Source organism: Moorena sp. SIO3E8 (assembly GCF_010692445.1).
GTDB classification, from domain to species: Bacteria; Cyanobacteriota; Cyanobacteriia; order Cyanobacteriales; family Coleofasciculaceae; genus Moorena; species Moorena bouillonii.
Map to the genome: position 1 here is coordinate 1 of NZ_JAAHHM010000078.1, position 17144 is coordinate 17144.

General features: G+C 44.2%; 13 protein-coding genes. 11 read left to right on the top strand and 2 right to left on the bottom strand.

All coding sequences use genetic code 11. The annotated features are described in order from the left end of the window. Positions 1 to 753 (bottom strand): IS4 family transposase (locus F6K46_RS26015; protein WP_293068926.1); only part of this gene is annotated, 753 nt, incomplete at its 3' end. A gap of 90 nt (positions 754 to 843) precedes the next feature. Here F6K46_RS26015 and F6K46_RS26020 point away from each other — a divergent pair. The 5 genes from F6K46_RS26020 to F6K46_RS26040 all read left to right on the top strand — a co-directional run bounded on the left by F6K46_RS26020 (position 844) and on the right by F6K46_RS26040 (position 8240). Then, positions 844 to 1524 (top strand): thioesterase domain-containing protein, encoded by a 681-nt coding sequence (locus F6K46_RS26020; RefSeq protein ID WP_293068776.1) that lies wholly within the window; start codon positions 844 to 846, stop codon positions 1522 to 1524. A 237-nt stretch (positions 1525 to 1761) separates the two neighbouring features. Beyond that, positions 1762 to 2922: an esterase-like activity of phytase family protein gene (locus F6K46_RS26025; RefSeq protein ID WP_075903206.1), complete on the top strand. Its 1161-nt coding sequence runs from the start codon at positions 1762 to 1764 to the stop codon at positions 2920 to 2922. A gap of 258 nt (positions 2923 to 3180) precedes the next feature. Then, positions 3181 to 3795, top strand: coding sequence for a chromophore lyase CpcT/CpeT (locus F6K46_RS26030; RefSeq protein WP_075903204.1), 615 nt, complete (start codon positions 3181 to 3183; stop codon positions 3793 to 3795). A 275-nt stretch (positions 3796 to 4070) separates the two neighbouring features. Then, the gene (locus tag F6K46_RS26035; protein ID WP_075903202.1) at positions 4071 to 5204 is read left to right on the top strand and encodes a glycosyltransferase family 1 protein; all 1134 of its coding nucleotides are present in this window, start codon (positions 4071 to 4073) and stop codon (positions 5202 to 5204) included. Positions 5205 to 5675: 471 nt separating this feature from the next. Next, a complete protein-coding gene (locus F6K46_RS26040) occupies positions 5676 to 8240 on the top strand; it encodes an adenylate/guanylate cyclase domain-containing protein (protein ID WP_075903200.1) in 2565 nt (854 codons plus the stop codon). Positions 8241 to 8268: 28 nt separating this feature from the next. On the opposite strand, the gene F6K46_RS26045 is transcribed toward F6K46_RS26040, so the two are convergent. Further along, positions 8269 to 8490 (bottom strand): hypothetical protein, encoded by a 222-nt coding sequence (locus F6K46_RS26045; RefSeq protein WP_075903198.1) that lies wholly within the window; start codon positions 8488 to 8490, stop codon positions 8269 to 8271. Between the two features lie 330 nt (positions 8491 to 8820). On the opposite strand from F6K46_RS26045, the gene purC reads away from it, so the two are divergent. From purC to iscB, 6 genes are all read left to right on the top strand, one after another. After that, positions 8821 to 9549 carry a phosphoribosylaminoimidazolesuccinocarboxamide synthase gene (gene purC / locus F6K46_RS26050; RefSeq protein ID WP_075903196.1) on the top strand — a complete coding sequence of 243 codons (729 nt, stop codon included), beginning with the start codon at positions 8821 to 8823 and terminating at the stop codon, positions 9547 to 9549. A 325-nt stretch (positions 9550 to 9874) separates the two neighbouring features. Beyond that, on the top strand, positions 9875 to 12613 hold the full coding sequence (locus F6K46_RS26055) for a BamA/TamA family outer membrane protein (protein ID WP_293053858.1): 2739 nt from the start codon (positions 9875 to 9877) through the stop codon (positions 12611 to 12613). Between the two features lie 142 nt (positions 12614 to 12755). Next, positions 12756 to 13754, top strand: coding sequence for a UDP-3-O-acyl-N-acetylglucosamine deacetylase (locus F6K46_RS26060; protein ID WP_075903194.1), 999 nt, complete (start codon positions 12756 to 12758; stop codon positions 13752 to 13754). Between the two features lie 18 nt (positions 13755 to 13772). Beyond that, complete coding sequence (gene fabZ / locus F6K46_RS26065) at positions 13773 to 14285, top strand: 3-hydroxyacyl-ACP dehydratase FabZ (protein WP_293053828.1); 513 nt, start codon at positions 13773 to 13775, stop codon at positions 14283 to 14285. Between the two features lie 450 nt (positions 14286 to 14735). After that, positions 14736 to 15590, top strand: a complete 855-nt coding sequence (lpxA, locus tag F6K46_RS26070; RefSeq protein ID WP_293053825.1) for an acyl-ACP--UDP-N-acetylglucosamine O-acyltransferase — start codon at positions 14736 to 14738, stop codon at positions 15588 to 15590. A 159-nt stretch (positions 15591 to 15749) separates the two neighbouring features. Continuing rightward, positions 15750 to 17006, top strand: coding sequence for an RNA-guided endonuclease IscB (iscB, locus tag F6K46_RS26075; protein WP_293053822.1), 1257 nt, complete (start codon positions 15750 to 15752; stop codon positions 17004 to 17006). The last annotated feature ends 138 nt before the right edge of the window (positions 17007 to 17144 follow it).

Sequence of the window (17144 nt, forward strand, 5' to 3'; positions counted from 1 at the left end):
TGACTCTAAACTTTCCAAATTTGTCAGAATAAACCATCCTTCTTTCGGCGCTACTCCCTTGACTTTACGTTGCCACTTACCAGCCACATTAAAACTTGTAAAACCACGGGTCTTTGTCACTTTAACTCCTTGGATAAAAAAAGATAATCCTGGTGTTAAGCCTAAATTATTTAATTGAATAAAAAGATCCTTTTTTACTTCGATAAATTCGTTCTTCTTAAGACGTAAGCAGAAATAGACACCCAAGGACTGGAGGTGCTGTGCCAGCTTGATCGAGCAAAATTCTCTATCCCCTAATAGACAAACTTTATAGTTTTTTAAAAGTGGCATCACTGAGGATAGGGCAGTTTTCTGTTCATGAATATTGCTAGAGCCTAATTTGGGAAGTAATTCAAAATATATAGGAAAAGCTCTTTTATCCCAAACTATACTGATCATGAGGAAATTTATCCGACTCCAATTTGTGCGGTCTATCGCTACATAAATTAATTGTTCATTTGTGAAGTATGTTGATAACCACGTTTTAACAATTGGGAACCAAATTTTTTCAATCGTCAGATTAGGCAATGATAAAAATCGTTGTATTCTTTTTCTCCGACTTTCAAATTTTATGGGAATTGATAGAGCATTTGCTAATTTTTCTAAATTTACTTCTTTAATTGTCTGTAGGAGACTAAGCAGAATTAGAATAAATAAGTATTCTGACTTACTAAGTTGACTTTTTAAGTGGTTTTGGTAGAATACAGGTAACATTGTCAATAGGTAGGTCTTGTTGAACAAAAGAGACCTATCTTTTTTTTAGCACAAAATGGTGAAAGCTTTACATTTAAAGCTTTTCAGGCTATTTCGTCACCCCTTCAGCAACAGCAACCCTTAACTTCTGTTGAGGAGATGGCATCCCATTATATTGAGGCAATAAAACCAATTCAACCCCAAGGACCATTACACCTCATTGGCTGGTCTATGGGAGGTGTAATTGCTTATGAGATGGCACAACAATTACAGGCTAAAAATACTCCAGTGGCTCTTCTAACTTTAATAGACAGTTATGCACCCACTGTAATGCGGAAACCTTCAGAAATAGATCAAGCCATGATAGTAAATCAATTGGCTCAAGATTTGGGAGGTCTCTATGGCCAAGAGTTAGATATATCCCATGAAACACTTAGACAACTTGAACATCCGATGCAAGTCAAGCATCTATTTGAGCAAGGCAAACAGCAAGGGATATTGCCATCAGACCTAGAAATAGAGCAAATGCGGTCTTTATGGGAAGTTTTTCAAGCAAATATGATGGCAAACTCTCATTATCAACCAAAAGCTTATCCAGGTTCACTTCTCCTTATAAATGCTAGTCAAACTTCCCCAGCAGTAATTGAAGACCCAACCCACGGCTGGGGTTCTCTAGTTAATGGTGATCTCCAAACTCACACTATTACTGGAGACCATTACACCATTATGAAAGCCCCCCAAGTTGAGGGTCTAACTGCACAATTGAACAAGTATCTCTTACAAATTAGATAAATTAAAAATACTTAACGAATAAATCATTTTTTTTAACTATCGCGTCTTTTTTGATTGTCAAAAAAAAAGACGCGCTAATTTATTCTTTATACAGCACCAATTATTATACAGCTTGGTGCTTTTTTCAGACCTAATTTATAACAATCAACACTTCTGGTCGAACCACGTAATAATACAAGTAAGTTAAGGTACTCGTAGACTGACCTAATGTTAAGAAAACCTAAAAAACTATCAACGATGCTATGGGTTGTGGTAATAATATTCCTGAGTAGCCTCACCACTACCTGTAGCTTTTTACCAGCCATCACAGCAGAAGAACGCACCTTCCTCAACCTTTCCGTGGACTTCTTAGGGGAGTATCAACTCCCCCAAACGGAATTCAAAAATACAGTAGTGGGAGGATTGTCAGGATTGGCCTATGATCGGGAACGCGATCGCTTTTTAGCTGTTTCTGATGATCGTTCTCGATTAGCTCCAGCCCGATTCTACACCCTGAAACTAACCTTCAATCCCACCGATACAGGAAACATAGGGATTGAAAACGTAGAAGTGGAAGATGTCACTTTCCTCAAAGATAAAAATGGTGAAACCTTTGTAAGGGGTACCCTAGATCCAGAAGGGATTGCTTGGTCTGGAAAAGATTCTGTATTTATCTCTAGTGAAGGGGCTACTAATCAAGGCATTGCTCCATTCATTCGGCAGTTTGATATAGCAACAGGACAACAGTTGCAAAATTTAAAAATTCCCCAGCGTTATCTACCGAATGATACTGACCTAGAAACAGTCAGTAATGGTATCCAAGATAACTTAGGCTTTGAAGCATTAACCTTAGAACCGATCAGCCTAGCTGCAGCCAGTGGGCAAGAGTCATTTCGCTTATTTAGTGCCAGTGAGTACTCCCTACACCAAGACCAGCCAGAAACAGATACCGAACAAGCAGCGGGAATTCGTTGGTTGCACTATTTGATTGGAGACGTTACTCCTCCAATGCTGGTTAGTGAACATCTTTACTTACTCGACCAAGACCCCCCTAACACCATTGCTCACGGTTTGACTGAGTTATTAGCATTGGATACTGCAGGACATTTTCTGAGTTTGGAGCGTACCTATGGTTTATTTGGATTCAGTGCCAAACTTTATCAAGTGGTGACCGGTGGAGCAACCGATACCACCAAAATTGCTAGTCTCAAGGGTAATATTGCCAAGATTAAGCCACTGCAAAAAAAGTTGTTGTTGGATTTGAGTGAATTGGGGATTTACTTAGATAATTTAGAGGGAATGACCCTTGGTCCGCGCTTGAGTGATGGCACTCAGAGTTTAATTTTGGTGAGTGATAATAATTTTAGTGAGGCTCAGGTGACACAGTTTCTGTTGTTTGGGATTAAAGGTTTAAAATAGCCCAAAGAAACCAGAGGGATTCCCAAGCTCTCGCCAGTAAACTATCAGCTATAGCGCTGGGCGCAGGAAATACAGAATAGGGAACTTTGGATCAGGGTCATCATGGGTGCTTGTCAACTAAAGGTTTTAGCAATTGGTATTGATGCAGAACCCAAACCATAAGGGACTGCATCAATACCATGTATTCTAAAGATACCAACTGCATCAAACACTACTTCATCCGAAGTTCCCGCTATTCTAAGTTCAACACTTCTGGTAATGACTCATTCTACGGATATCGCTACTTTAGCTCGCTGGATGGCAGCTGATTTTAGTAACCAACAGCAGGCGTTTGAGAATCCACCATTGTATGCTCACATCCGCGTCTGCATGCGTCCTCTACCTTGGTCAGTGCTAGATGGATGTAGCTTGTTCCTTGAGCAAGCCTATGACTATATGCTCAACACCCCCTACCGAGTGCGGGTGCTAAAGATTGTTGAGCTAGACGGGCAAATCAAAATCGAAAATTACAAGGTTCAGGATGAAAAACTATTATACGGAGCTTCCCGTGATTTAGAACGTCTAAAATCCCTGAGTGCCCAACAGTTAGAGAAGCTTCCTGGTTGCACGTTCAATGTTACCTGGACTGGTCATAGCTTCAAAGCCGAAGTAGAACCAGGTAAAGCTTGCTTGGTGGTACGGAATAGTAAAGAAACCTATCTCGATAGTAGCTTTGAAGTAATGGAAGAAAAATTGATTAGTCTTGATAGGGGACGTGACCCCCAAACCGATGAACTAGTTTGGGGTTCGATTGCTGGAGCATTTCACTTTGCACCTAGGACTAGCTTCGCGTCAGAAGTGCTGATCCCAACCCCAGAATTTACTGAACTATAGAATTCACTCTAACCTTGGCGGTTCGACCTCAAAAAAGGTTCCATATAAACAACGATTATAGCGAAACCGATCAGCTTAGAGTCAAGGGCTTGGTGGAATCTCTAAACACCATCACCAATGGTCTAATACCTATAAACTAATGTCATGTTCAACAAATGCCCCAAACCTGATACATTTAGCGAGTAAGGTCACGCAAGTTGGATCAACGGACTATAAACTACTAATAACTAATGACTAATCAATAATAACTAATGACTAATCAATAATCACTAATTATGCGAATTGCTTTTTTTACTGAAACATTTCTACCCAAAGTTGATGGCATCGTGACCCGGTTGCGCCATACGGTGGAACATTTGCAGCGTAACGGTGACCAAGTGCTAGTTATATGCCCAGAAGGGGGACTCAAAGCCTACAAAGGAGCCAAAATTTACGGTGTTTCTGGCTTTCCCCTACCCTTGTATCCCGAATTAAAGCTAGCCCTGCCACGACCCTCGATTGGTGGGGTATTAGAAGAGTTTCAACCAGATTTGATCCATGTTGTCAACCCAGCAGTATTAGGGTTGGGAGGTCTATATTATGCCAAGGTGATGAATATTCCCTTGGTTGCCTCCTACCACACCCATTTACCTCAGTACCTCCAGCACTACGGATTGGGTATGCTCGAAGGAGTGATGTGGGAGTTAATTAAGGTTAGTCACAATCAAGCTGAGCTGAATTTGTGTACCTCTAATGCTATGGTACAGGAATTAAGAGACCATGGTGTTGAGCGAGTAGACTTGTGGCAGCGAGGTGTGGATACGGAAACGTTCCAACCAGAGTTAGCTTCATCCCAAATGCGATCGCATCTTTCCCAAGGAAATCCAGACAGCCCCATACTCCTTTATGTAGGCCGTCTTTCTGCTGAAAAAGAAATTGAGCGGATCAAGCTAGTGCTAGAAGCAATTCCCAACGCTTGCCTAGCATTAGTAGGAGATGGACCGCACCGTAAGGAACTAGAAGCACACTTTGCTGGAACCCCGACTCATTTCGTGGGTTACCTTACCGGTACAACACTTGGGTCTGCCTTTGCCTCTGCTGATGCATTTATCTTTCCTTCTAGGACAGAAACCTTAGGACTAGTCTTACTAGAAGCGATGGCAGCAGGTTGTCCTGTGGTAGCAGCCAACTCTGGAGGAATTCCCGATATTGTCACGGATGGGATGAATGGGTATTTATACGATCCAGCAGATGAGCAAGGAGCGATCGCAGCAACTCAGCGTCTCTTAGCACAACAGCAGGAACGGGAAACTCTGCGCCGCAATGCTAGAGCAGAAGCTGAACGCTGGAGTTGGTCAGCTGCTACACGCCAATTGCAAAATTACTACCAGGCAATCGTGTTTTCCGAATCCATGTCTTCCGCTGCCTAAGCATCCCGCAGGTCTGACCCACAATTAACCCCACAATTAACGATATTAGGTGTTAGGTTTGGAGTTTTCGTAACCTAAGGCCTAATTAACTGTGCCTAATTCAACGGTTTAAGCTAGGGTGATTGGGAGCGTGAAAGGTAAGCGTTTCAGGGTCTAAGCGTTCCTAATCCGGTTGAGATTACTGACTTTTTTAGAAAATCTTATCGAAAATTTTACTATTGTAATAGTAGAATCCTTAACAGTTTTAGGGAAACCTATCCACTATTGAAGTACCCCTTAGGGTACTGATTTTTACTGGAGAGATATGTCAAACTTGTAATCAGGATAGATATATCCTCAGATCTACTGATAACCAGGGTGTCAAGTCATGTTTTTGAAGTCAAAGACGATAGAAGACTTATCAACGCAGCAATTCTTATCTGCCCAGTTGACTTGCCCTCACGCGCCTCCAAAGGCAGGAGCAGACGAAGTATGACAAGACAGAACACCAGTAGTGTTACCGCTACACTATCTCAGTTAACTCAACCCTCACAAACCAGTAATCTGATTGATCGCATCAAAACCCTATCCATTCCTCAATTTAGCGGCTGGTTAGATTTCTTTGCTGCTGATTTCCAACAGTTTCTGGGAGCGATCGCACTGATCAACAATGATGCTCTGGAAACTCGGCTAGAGCAGGTGATAGAGGCTTTAACCCTAAAAGTTGGTCAAGTCCTACAGGCAGACCAAGCCACTATTTTCATGGTTGACACCGACACAGGTCAACTATGGGCAAACATTCCCCAACGTCACACGAACAAAACAATAGAACGCCGCATTCCCCACAATCAGGGTGTTGTCGGTCATGTTGCCGCCACTGGCAAGTCTTTCAATACGTCAGTTGCTTACCATCATCCCCTATTTAACCCAGAATTTGACGAAATCCCTGGCTATCGTACCCAAAGCCTCCTGTGTATGCCAATTTTTAATCGCAATAACCAGGTGATTGCTGTAATAAATTTTTTGAATAAAACTGGCGGTGTGCCCTTCGATAGTACCGACGAAAAGCAATTTCGGGACTTTGCCGACGACCTTGGCATCATCCTCGAAGCCTGCCAATCATTTCAACGGGCAGCTCGCAACCAACGGGGAGTGATTGCTCTACTCAAGGCAACTGAGTCTCTGGGGAAAAGTCTGAAGCTCGAACAAACCCTAAGTTTAGTTATGGAGCAGGCTCGGGATCTAATGCAAGCGGACCGCTCTACGCTATTTTTACTATGCCAAGATCGCAACGAACTGTGGAGTAAGGTAGCTACAGCGGATGGACAAAACACCATAGAAATCAGAATACCAGCCAACCGAGGTATTGCTGGTTATGTAGCATCCACTGGTAAGCCGCTCAATATTCCAGATGCCTATAAAGACGACCGTTTTGACCCGACCACTGACAAACAAACCGGTTATCGCACCGAAAGTATTCTTTGTATGCCGGTATTTAACTCCAAAAATAAATTAATTGGTGTGACCCAGTTAATCAACAAGCACCAAGGCTACTTTACCAGCTCTGATCAAGAGTTTATGAGGGCGTTTAATATTCAGGCAGGCATAGCTCTGGAAAATGCCCAGCTGTTTGAAAGCGTCCTGATTGAAAAGCAATATCAGCAAGATATCCTGCAAAGTCTAACCGACGCAGTGATTTCCACTGACATGCAGGGACGAATTGTGATGATCAATGATGCAGCCATCAAGTTCCTAGGTGGTCCTAATCGTAGAAAAGGCAGTCCCGATTGGAAATTGTGGCAGTCTAAGCTCACTGGTCGATACATCTGGGATATAGTGCCGATTGACAATCTCCAGTGGCGTTGGCAAGATAGCTTGGCTACGGGGACTCGGCATTATATGCCAGAACAAACTCTGAAGATTGGTCTGTATAAAGCTCCTCAAGGGGATTTAGGATCACCATCGATGGTCCTGGCAATGCCAAAGTGGGATGATCCGAATGTTTATGTACCCTGGAATGAAATACCCCACACAGAATCTTCATCTACTTATTATTTGTCAAAATACCAAGTTCAGGAAATTGAACGCAGTCTAAACCTAAGCGTCAATCCTTTGCTCAACCCAGAGGGAAGTGTGCGGGGTGGGTTGGTGGTTTTAGAAGATATGACTCGTGAGAAGCGTATGAAGACAGCCATGTATCGCTACATGACTCCACGGGTTGCTGATCAAGTCTTAGCCCTCGGGGAAGATACCTTAATGCAGGGCAAGAAGCAAGAAGTAACAATTCTATTTTCCGATATCCGGGGCTACACAAACCTAACAGAACATCTCGGAGCAACAGAGGTGGTATCGTTGCTCAATAAGTATTTTGAAACCATGGTAGAGGCTGTATTCAATCACGATGGCACCTTGGACAAGTTTATTGGAGATGCCTTGATGGCCGTGTTTGGAGCACCTTTACCCCTGCCAAATCATGCTTGGAAGGCTGTCAAATCAGCTCTAGATATGCGCTCACGCTTAGCAAAATTTAATTCCAATCGCAGGGGTAACAACCAACCCGAAATCCGGATTGGGATGGGAATTAGTTCTGGAGAAGTGGTTTCCGGCAATATCGGCTCCCAAAAACGGATGGACTATACGGTTATTGGAGATGGGGTGAATCTAAGTGCTCGTCTCGAAAGCGTTACCAAAGAGTATGGCTGCGATATTATCTTGAGTGAGTCTACCTATAATTTGTGCCGCGATCGCATTGTGGTGCGGGAGTTAGATCAAATCCGGGTCAAAGGTAAAAACCAAGCGGTTAGGATTTATGAATTAATTGGCAAAACCGACCTATCCCTTACCGATAAAAGAAAACGGTTCTTGGATTTGTATCAAGCAGGGCGTAATGCTTACATCAAACGAGACTTTAACCAGGCACTCAAGTATTTTACTGATGCACTAGACATACAACCAAATGACCGGCCTGTCAAGACCCATATTAACCGAGCTAAAAACTATTGTGATCATCCTCCTGATGATTCCTGGGATGGAGTTTACACGATGACCACGAAGTGAAGTATGAACTATTTCTTCCTTTATATACCTATATACCCAGGCTCTTTTTGCTTTGTTTCAAGTCTTTCCACAGTTGTTTAATCTGCTGGTAAGCCTCTTCTGGAGGCAGCTTACCAGCAGTTTCGAGATTACAGATGTAGTTTACTTTTTGAGCAAATTCCTGTAAATTAGCGTTAAAAACCAGGTTTTCTGGCTTGAACTGACCGTGATAGGGACTGTGAGGGTATAAAAAATCAGATGGATCTACCATAGCTATTGCCTGCACCAGACGTTCTTAACCTAACCTTAACTTAACTGATCATACTATAACTTCCTAGCAAAATTTCTGATTTTGCATGATTGTGATTGCTGTAATAGACATCAGGTTTTAGTTGTACTACGCAAAACACAAGGGCATATTCGGTTTTGGTGACAAACTTGAGCTAGATCCGCGCTTACGCGCCACATGTTTTCCCAATCCGGTTTTGGGACGGAGCTTATAAAGTGCGCCCGTAGGTGGCGCAAACAGCCCCTTATGAATCGCGGATATAGCTCAATCTATCTGTCAAGATATTGTCAGTGAACCATCATCTTACTGATTATGTCCCCTGATCAAAAACTCTACGAAGGTAAAGCGAAAATCCTATATACTACCGATGACCCAGAGATTCTGCTAACTCACTTTAAAGATGATGCCACTGCCTTTAATGCCCAAAAGCGAGGTCAGATTTCTGGTAAGGGTGAGATTAATTGTGCGATCGCATCTCATTTGTTCAAAGTCTTAGAAGAGAAGGCAATTGCTACACACTTCATTGACCGTCCTACTCCCAACCAAATGTTGGTCAAACAGGTAAAAATTGTGCCCTTGGAGGTGGTAGTCAGGAACATTGCTGCTGGTAGTCTATGTCAACAAACTGGAATACCAGAAGGTCGGGTACTCCCGAAGCCCCTAGTGGAATTTTATTTAAAAAATGACGACTTAGGAGATCCCTTGTTAACACGCGATCGCTTACTACTGCTGGAACTAGCAACGCCTGAGCAGTTGAAACAACTGATTGAGCAAGCGTTGCGAATCAACCAAATTCTGACTGACTTCTTCTATCAGTGTGGCATTACTCTAGTAGACTTCAAGTTGGAGTTTGGTTTAACCCCGTCTGAAGAACTACTATTAGCCGATGAAATCAGTCCTGATACCTGCCGCCTTTGGAACCAAGCTGAAACTGATCCGGAGCGTCGAGTGATGGACAAAGACCGATTTCGCAAGGACTTGGGCAATGTAGAACAAGCCTATCAGCAAGTGCTACAAAAAGTTCTTGAGAGCAAACTCTAATCAGCCTCTGACTAGACGTGACAGGTTGACAACAAGTGACGGGATTGATGCCATCGTTAACCCGTAACCCAAAAAAATTCAGCACATTGGTAAAAATAACCACAGACGAACGAAAATAGACAACAGGCATGCGCATTGCTTGCTTAGGTCAAGTGTTCAGTCATGGTACTGTGGCTGACAACTAATAACTAATATAATAGTTGCTCCTATGGCACTGGAGTTGTTAGCCCTCCGTCAACCAGTAATCAATGGCTTACTGAGAGTTTACCAATGACCAATGACCCAATAGGAATGGTGTGTGGAAGTGTCAAAAACAAACAACACAATGCGTTTATCTCCTTTGTTAGCAGCAATGATCGCTGCTACTGCCAGTATTGGTGTATCCAAACCAAGCCGTGGGCAAACCATTCAGTCCCTACCGGATGCACCTCAACAGAATTCCAGTGACTTAAAAACACCACCGGTAGTCGCTCATGGGGGGGACCCCCAAGACCGCGCTACCTCTGAACAAGCGGTTCTTGATGCAATAGCGAGTGGGGGAAACCAACGGCAGTCGCTCATGGGGGGAACCCCCAAGACCGCGCTGCCTCCCCAAGACCGCACCGGTAGTCGCTCATGGGGGGGACCAACGGCAATAGCGAGTGGGGGGAACCAACGGCAGTCGCTCATGGGGGGAACCCCCAAGACCGCGCTGCCTCCCCAAGACCGCGCTGCCTCCCCAAGACCGCGCTACCTCGCTGCATCGCTTCCTGAAACAATTGCTGTGCAGGCAAAACCAACGACTTCCTCGGTGCTTCACTCTTCCCGGACCCAGATCGCAGTACCGACCAAGAGTGTTGTGCAGTCTGTACCTACCACTCTCTCAGGGTCGAATTCTTCACCAACCCAGGTGGCAGTACCAACTAAACCAACTAAAGTAGTGGTTCCGGTAGATTCTTCAACAGCAGAGTTACCCTCCTTTAGCCCAAACCCACCCCAACTATCACCAGATAGCATCGAAGGGATTGGTCAACTAACACCTCCGAATAGGGTAGATCAACCGTCCCAACTCCCGGAACCCACTCAACTGGAGCCCCCTTCAACTCAACCTCCTTTATCAATCGATAGCATCGAAGGGAGTGCTCAATTAACACCTCCTTTTGGGACAGATCAACTATCGCAACTTCCGGAACCCACTCAACTCGAGCCCCCTTCAACTGAGCCTCCTTCTGACTCGGAGGAGGTACGAGTACTGGTAGCAGAAGTCTTGATTACTGGCGCACCTCCCCAACTGGAAGAGGAAATTTATCGGGTGATTAAAACCCGACCAGGACGAGCAACCACCCGCTCTCAGCTTCAGGAAGATGTGAATGCTATCTTTGCCACAGGTTTCTTTTCCAGTGTGGATGTTCAGCCAGAAGATACTCCCTTGGGAGTTAGGATTAGCTTTATTGTCAGAGCTAACCCAGTATTGCGTCAGGTGGCAGTCAAAACAGAACCCCCAGGGGAAGGGCAACGAATCGTAAACCAGGAAAAAATTAATGAAATCTTCAGTGAGCAATATGGCTCAATCCTGAATCTGCGAGACCTGCAAGAGGGAATCAAACAATTAAACGATTGGTATAAGGAAGAAGGTTATGACTTAGCTCAAGTCATTGATGCTGAGCAAGTCACACCGGATGGCACAGTCACCTTGGTCGTGGCAGAAGGGGTGATTGAAGCTGTCAAGGTGCGTTTTCTCGATGAAGATGGTAACCCGATTGTAGATGAAAATGGCAACCCAATTCCAGCAATGACTGACCGGGAGGAACCGGTTGGGGGTAATACTCGCCCGTTTATTATTACCCGGGAAGTGGAGTTAAAATCCGGTAGTGTATTTAACCGGAAGAAAGCCCAAAGGGACCTACAGCGAGTTTTTGGTTTAGGGATTTTCGATGATGTACGCTTTTCCTTTGAACCCGGTACTGACCCACGCCAGGTGGTGATAGTAGTAGATGTGATTGAGAAGAGTAGTGGCTCGATTGCGGCTGGTGCAGGTCTGAGTTCTGCCAGTGGTTTTTTTGGTACCGTGAGCTATCAACAGCAAAATCTAGGGGGTAATAATCAGACCTTAGGGGGAGAATTTCAGCTGGGAACCCGAGAGCTATTGTTCGATTTGAGCTTTACAGACCCTTGGATTGCAGGAGACCCCTTCCGCACTTCTTACACGGTCAATGCTTTCCGACGGCGCTCGATTTCCTTGGTCTTTAATGGAGGCAGCGGTGAGAATAATATTAAAGTTCCTAATGATGATGATGATGGAGACCGCCCCCGGATTGTGCGCACTGGTGGTGGAGTGACTTTTCGCCGTCCTTTATCGCAAGATGTATTTAAACGGTCAGAATGGACAGCATCCCTAGGCTTGAAATATCAACATGTTGCCATTGAAGATAGTGATGGGGATGTTAGACCTGAATCTACAGATGGAGAACTGTTGAGCTTTAGTGACAGTGGTGAAGATGACCTAACTACTGTCCAGTTAGGGGCAGTGCGGGATTTACGCAATAGTACAACCCAACCTACTAACGGTTCCCTACTCAGGTTGGGCATGGAACAATCTATTCCTATTGGTAGTGGCAGCATCTTAATGAATCGGTTAAGAGGTAGCTATAGTTTCTATATCCCTGTAGAATTCACCAACTTTACCGAAGGACCTCAGGCTCTTGCCTTTAACATTCAAGGGGGCACTATCTTGGGGGATTTACCTCCCTATGAAGCTTTTATTGTTGGTGGTAGTAACTCCGTGCGGGGGTTTGCTGAGGGAGACCTAGCATCAGGACGTAGCTACCTTCAGGCTACTGCAGAATATCGCTTCCCAATTTTCTCAGTCATAGGGGGTGCTCTATTTGTTGACGCTGGCACTGACCTTGGTTCTGCTGGTTCTGTTCCTGGTGAACCCGGTGAGCAGAGAGATTTACCCGGTACTGGTCTCGGTTACGGTCTTGGGGTTAGAGTGCAGTCACCACTTGGTCCGATTCGGGTAGACTTTGGTTTGAATACCGAAGGGGACAGTCGTCTTCACTTTGGTATTGGAGAGAAGTTTTAATTGTTAATTGTGAATTGTTAGTGGTTAATTGTGAATTGTTAGTGGTTAATTGTGAATTGTTAATTGGGATTTGTGATTGGTTAATTTCAATTTTCAATTTTCAATTTTCCAGCATTTATTGATAGAAACTTGACCAAAAAACATGTCTTCAGTATATTACACCTTGGCTGGTATGTTTGAACGCTCTGGTGTCGGACTGCACAGCGGTATTTCAACCTACGTAAGGGTACTACCAGCAGCTGCGGGAGTTGGGCGATATTTTGTGCGGGTTGACCTACCAGGTAAACCGGTTATTCCAGCAAACATAGATGCAGTTTCAGGTACCACACTGTCTACGGAACTCTCCACATCAACCCAGTATGGAAACGCTACCGTTCGTACGGTGGAACACCTTTTAGCTGCACTGGCTGGTAGTGGTGTGGATAATGCTCAAATTGAGATTGATGGTCCAGAAGTGCCTCTTTTAGATGGTTCGGCGAAGGTTTGGCTGGAAGCTATCCAGGAGGTGGGATTAGTAGCAGCAGGGGTTCAAGGCATCGACGGTAAACCATACGATAGTTTTACCCCCGGACAAGTTCGAGGTACCCTAACACCCCCTCACCTCCTAACTGCCTCAGGAAGAACACCTATTCCTTTTGTATTAAACGAGCCAGTCTCGGTTTATCACGGAGATGCCTTTGTAACGGCTCTACCAGCACCCAAAACTCGATTGACCTATGGCATTGACTTTGCGTTACCAGCTATTGGTAAACAATGGTATAGTTGGACTCCAGAACAGGACAATTTTGCCGATGCGATCGCACCAGCTCGTACCTTTGGCTTGGCTGATCAAATTGACCAGCTGCGCGATCGCGGTTTAATTAAAGGTGGTAGCTTGGACAATGCTCTGGTTTGTGGTCAACAGGGATGGGTTAATCCCCCCTTACGATTTTCAAATGAGCCAGTGCGTCATAAACTTTTAGACTTAGTAGGGGATTTGAGTTTATTAGGACGTTTTCCTGTCGCTCACATCCTGGCCTATAAAGCTAGCCACCATCTCCATGTCCAACTTGCCAAAAAGCTGGCTGAACGCATGGGTTGCAAGTTAAATACAAAGAAGGTTGAACCTTTAAAAATTAGTAAACAAACCTGCAATCTGTAATTATATTAAAGTACGCTTATGTCCACACTGACTGATGTTAACACGCCAAATAACTCTACCGGAAGTACCCAGGAGCTCAATGATGACTCATCGACTAAAACAGTTCTAACCGTCGAAGACATTCATAAACTACTCCCCCATCGGTATCCTTTCGCATTAGTTGATCGGATTATTGACTATGTTCCAGGTAAACGAGCTGTAGGTATCAAGAATGTTACCTTCAACGAACCTTTTTTTCAAGGACATTTTCCTGGAAGACCGTTGATGCCTGGGGTGATGATAGTCGAAGCTATGGCTCAGGTTGGGGGGATTGTATTAACCCAAATTCCCGATAGTCCTGATGGATTATTCGTATTTGCAGGGATTGACAAAGTTCGTTTTCGGCGTCCCGTAGTGCCAGGAGATCAACTGGTGATGACTGCGGAACTGTTGTCCATCAAGCGCCGTCGTTTTGGTAAGATACACTCAGTTGCTACTGTTGATGGTAAGAAAGCAGTAGAAGGCGAACTTATGTTCTCTATAGTGGATTAAAACATAATTAGTAAGAGCGAAGGAAAGTTATTTGGTTCTTCGCCTTTGGCCTTCGGTTTAGGGTAGGTTATTTGGTTAAAAGTTATTTATTTGTTTATTTAGTTGTTCGCCTTTCGCCTTCGGTTTAGGGTAGGTTATTTGGTTGAAATACTTGGCTTTGGAGGTTAAAGGTTAATGTTCTATATTAGCACTAAAACCTGGAACACTAAACATTAACCCTTAAACCGGCAACAGTCAACCTTAACCTTTCAACATTAAATCTTAAACCGGCAACATTAAACATTAAACCTTAAACCGGCAACCGGCAACCTGTAACCTGTAACCTGTAACCTTAAACCGGCAACCGGCAACCGGCAACCGGCAACCTGCAACCTGCAACTTGTAGCCTGCAACCTGCAAGCTAAAAGTTGCCAGTATTGTTAGTCATTGGTCACTTTGGTGTTTGGAAAATTGGCAACACTTATTCATCCTACTGCTGTTATCCATCCTGGTGCTGAACTACACCCGACAGTTCAGATTGGTGCCTACGCGGTGATCGAAGATAATGTGAAAGTTGGCCCAGAAACAACCATTGGTGCCCATGTGGTTCTTTCTGGACCGATGGAGATCGGAGCCAGAAATCAAGTCTTTCCAGGAGCAGTACTGGGTTCGGAACCCCAAGACCTTAAGTATGATGGTGCTCCTAGCTGGGTGAGAATTGGTGATAATAATCTAATTCGAGAGTACGTCACCATTAACCGAGCCACCGGGGCGGGAGAAGCAACCGTAATTGGCAATGGCAATATGCTAATGGCTTATAGTCATGTTGCTCACAATTGCGTGATTGAAGATTCTGTAATTATCGCTAATGGAACTGCTATAGCAGGTCATGTTTATATTGAGTCCCAGGTGAGAATTAGTGGGGTCTTGGGGATTCATCAATTTGTCCACATTGGACGTCTAGCTATGGTGGGTGGGATGAGTCGCATTGACCGGGATGTTCCACCCTATATGCTAGTTGAGGGGAATCCATCCCGAGTGCGATCGCTTAACTTAATCGGTCTTAAACGGGCTGGACTGACAACCGGTGAAATTAGACAGCTAAAAAATGTATTCCGGAAGCTCTATCTTTCAGGAGAACCCTTCACTCAAGCCCTCCAAACCCTGGAATTGCCACCAGATAACCCACATGTTGAGCACCTGTATCAGTTTTTGCAGTTGTCTGTAATGGAAGGTCGTCGGGGTTTGATTCCTGGTCGTCGCTCTTCGTTAAAGCCTGGTAATTCCTGGCAAGCTCCGGGATTACCTAGCGAAGATGCAGACTAAGGATTGATTTCCTACGTTGGTTTGGTCAGGATACCCGGGGGTGACCTCCAGCTCCCGGCTCTATCGCTAACTATTAAGGAAAGGCAAAATGTGTAGTTAGCCAAACAAGCCATTCCAACATTGTCGAGGAACACATTACCGAATTGAGATGCACTAAAAATGCAAAATTATGTATTTGTCATTGATACAAACAAACAACCATTAAACCCGATTTCCCCAAAAAAAGCCCGCCGGTTATTAAACAAAGGTAAAGCTGCTGTATTTCGGATGTACCCGTTTACGATCATATTAAAGACTGCGGTCGATAATCCAACCATATTACCTTGTCAACTCAAGATTGATCCTGGCAGCAAGGTTACCGGATTTGCCCTAGTCCAAAACAACCAAGTTATCTGGGGAATGGAATTAGAGCACAGAGGAGGATTAATCAAGAAAAAACTAGAGTCTCGAAAAGCTGTAAGACGCGGAAGGCGTAATCGCAACACCCGCTACAGAAAACCCAGATTCCTTAACCGTAGACGTCCAGAAGGCTGGCTTGCCCCTAGCTTAGAGCACAGGGTTTTGACTATTGAAACCTGGGTGAAACGATTAATTAAGTTCTGTCCAATCAATGAGGTTTGGGTCGAAATAGTTAAGTTTGATACCCAAAAAATGCAGAACCCTGAAATCAGTGGTGTTGAGTATCAACAAGGGGAGCTAGCTGGATATGAAGTTAGAGAGTACTTACTAGAAAAATGGGGAAGGGAATGCACTTACTGCGGTAAACAATCCGTACCATTGCAAATCGAACACATTCAACCAAAGTCTAAAGGCGGAAGTGATCGGGTCAGTAATCTTTGCCTAGCCTGCGAGAAATGTAATCAACGGAAAGGAAATAAACCCATAGAGGAATTCCTTAAGAAGAAACCAAGTCTACTTCAAAAAATTAAAACCAAAGCCAAGCAACCATTACCGGATGCGGCAGCGGTGAATGCAACTCGCAACAAGTTAGTAAAAGTACTTCGAGGAATCAAACCTGTGGTTACCGGGACAGGATCACAAACTAAGTACAACCGGACTAAATTAAGGTTTCCTAAGCAGCACTGGATTGATGCCGCTTGTGTCGGTGATATTGAAACCTTGATCTTGAGAACTACTCAGCCGCTGTTGGTCATTTGCAAGGGACAGGGAGGCAGACAAAAAGCAGCACTCAATAAATACGGTTACCCCATCAGACATAATCCATTAAAGCCGATCAAGGGTTGGGTAACTGGAGATATAGCCAAGCATCAAAAACTGGGGATAGGCAAAGTAACCCCTAGAAGCAAAGGAAGCTTTGGATTTACCCCGTTAGGAACGAAGGGCTACAAAAGTTGCAAGCCTCAAGATATATCGGCGATACATCGAAAAGATGGATACATTTACAGCTTTTGCTAGTACCTGCCAGAATTTGCTGGGAAATAGTTGTCCTAGACGTCGCTGAGAAGGGTAAAGGTTATCAAGGTTTATTTCAAATTCCTTTAACCTTTAACCTTTAACCTTTACCCTTTGCTAACCTATTTTATAAATTATCAA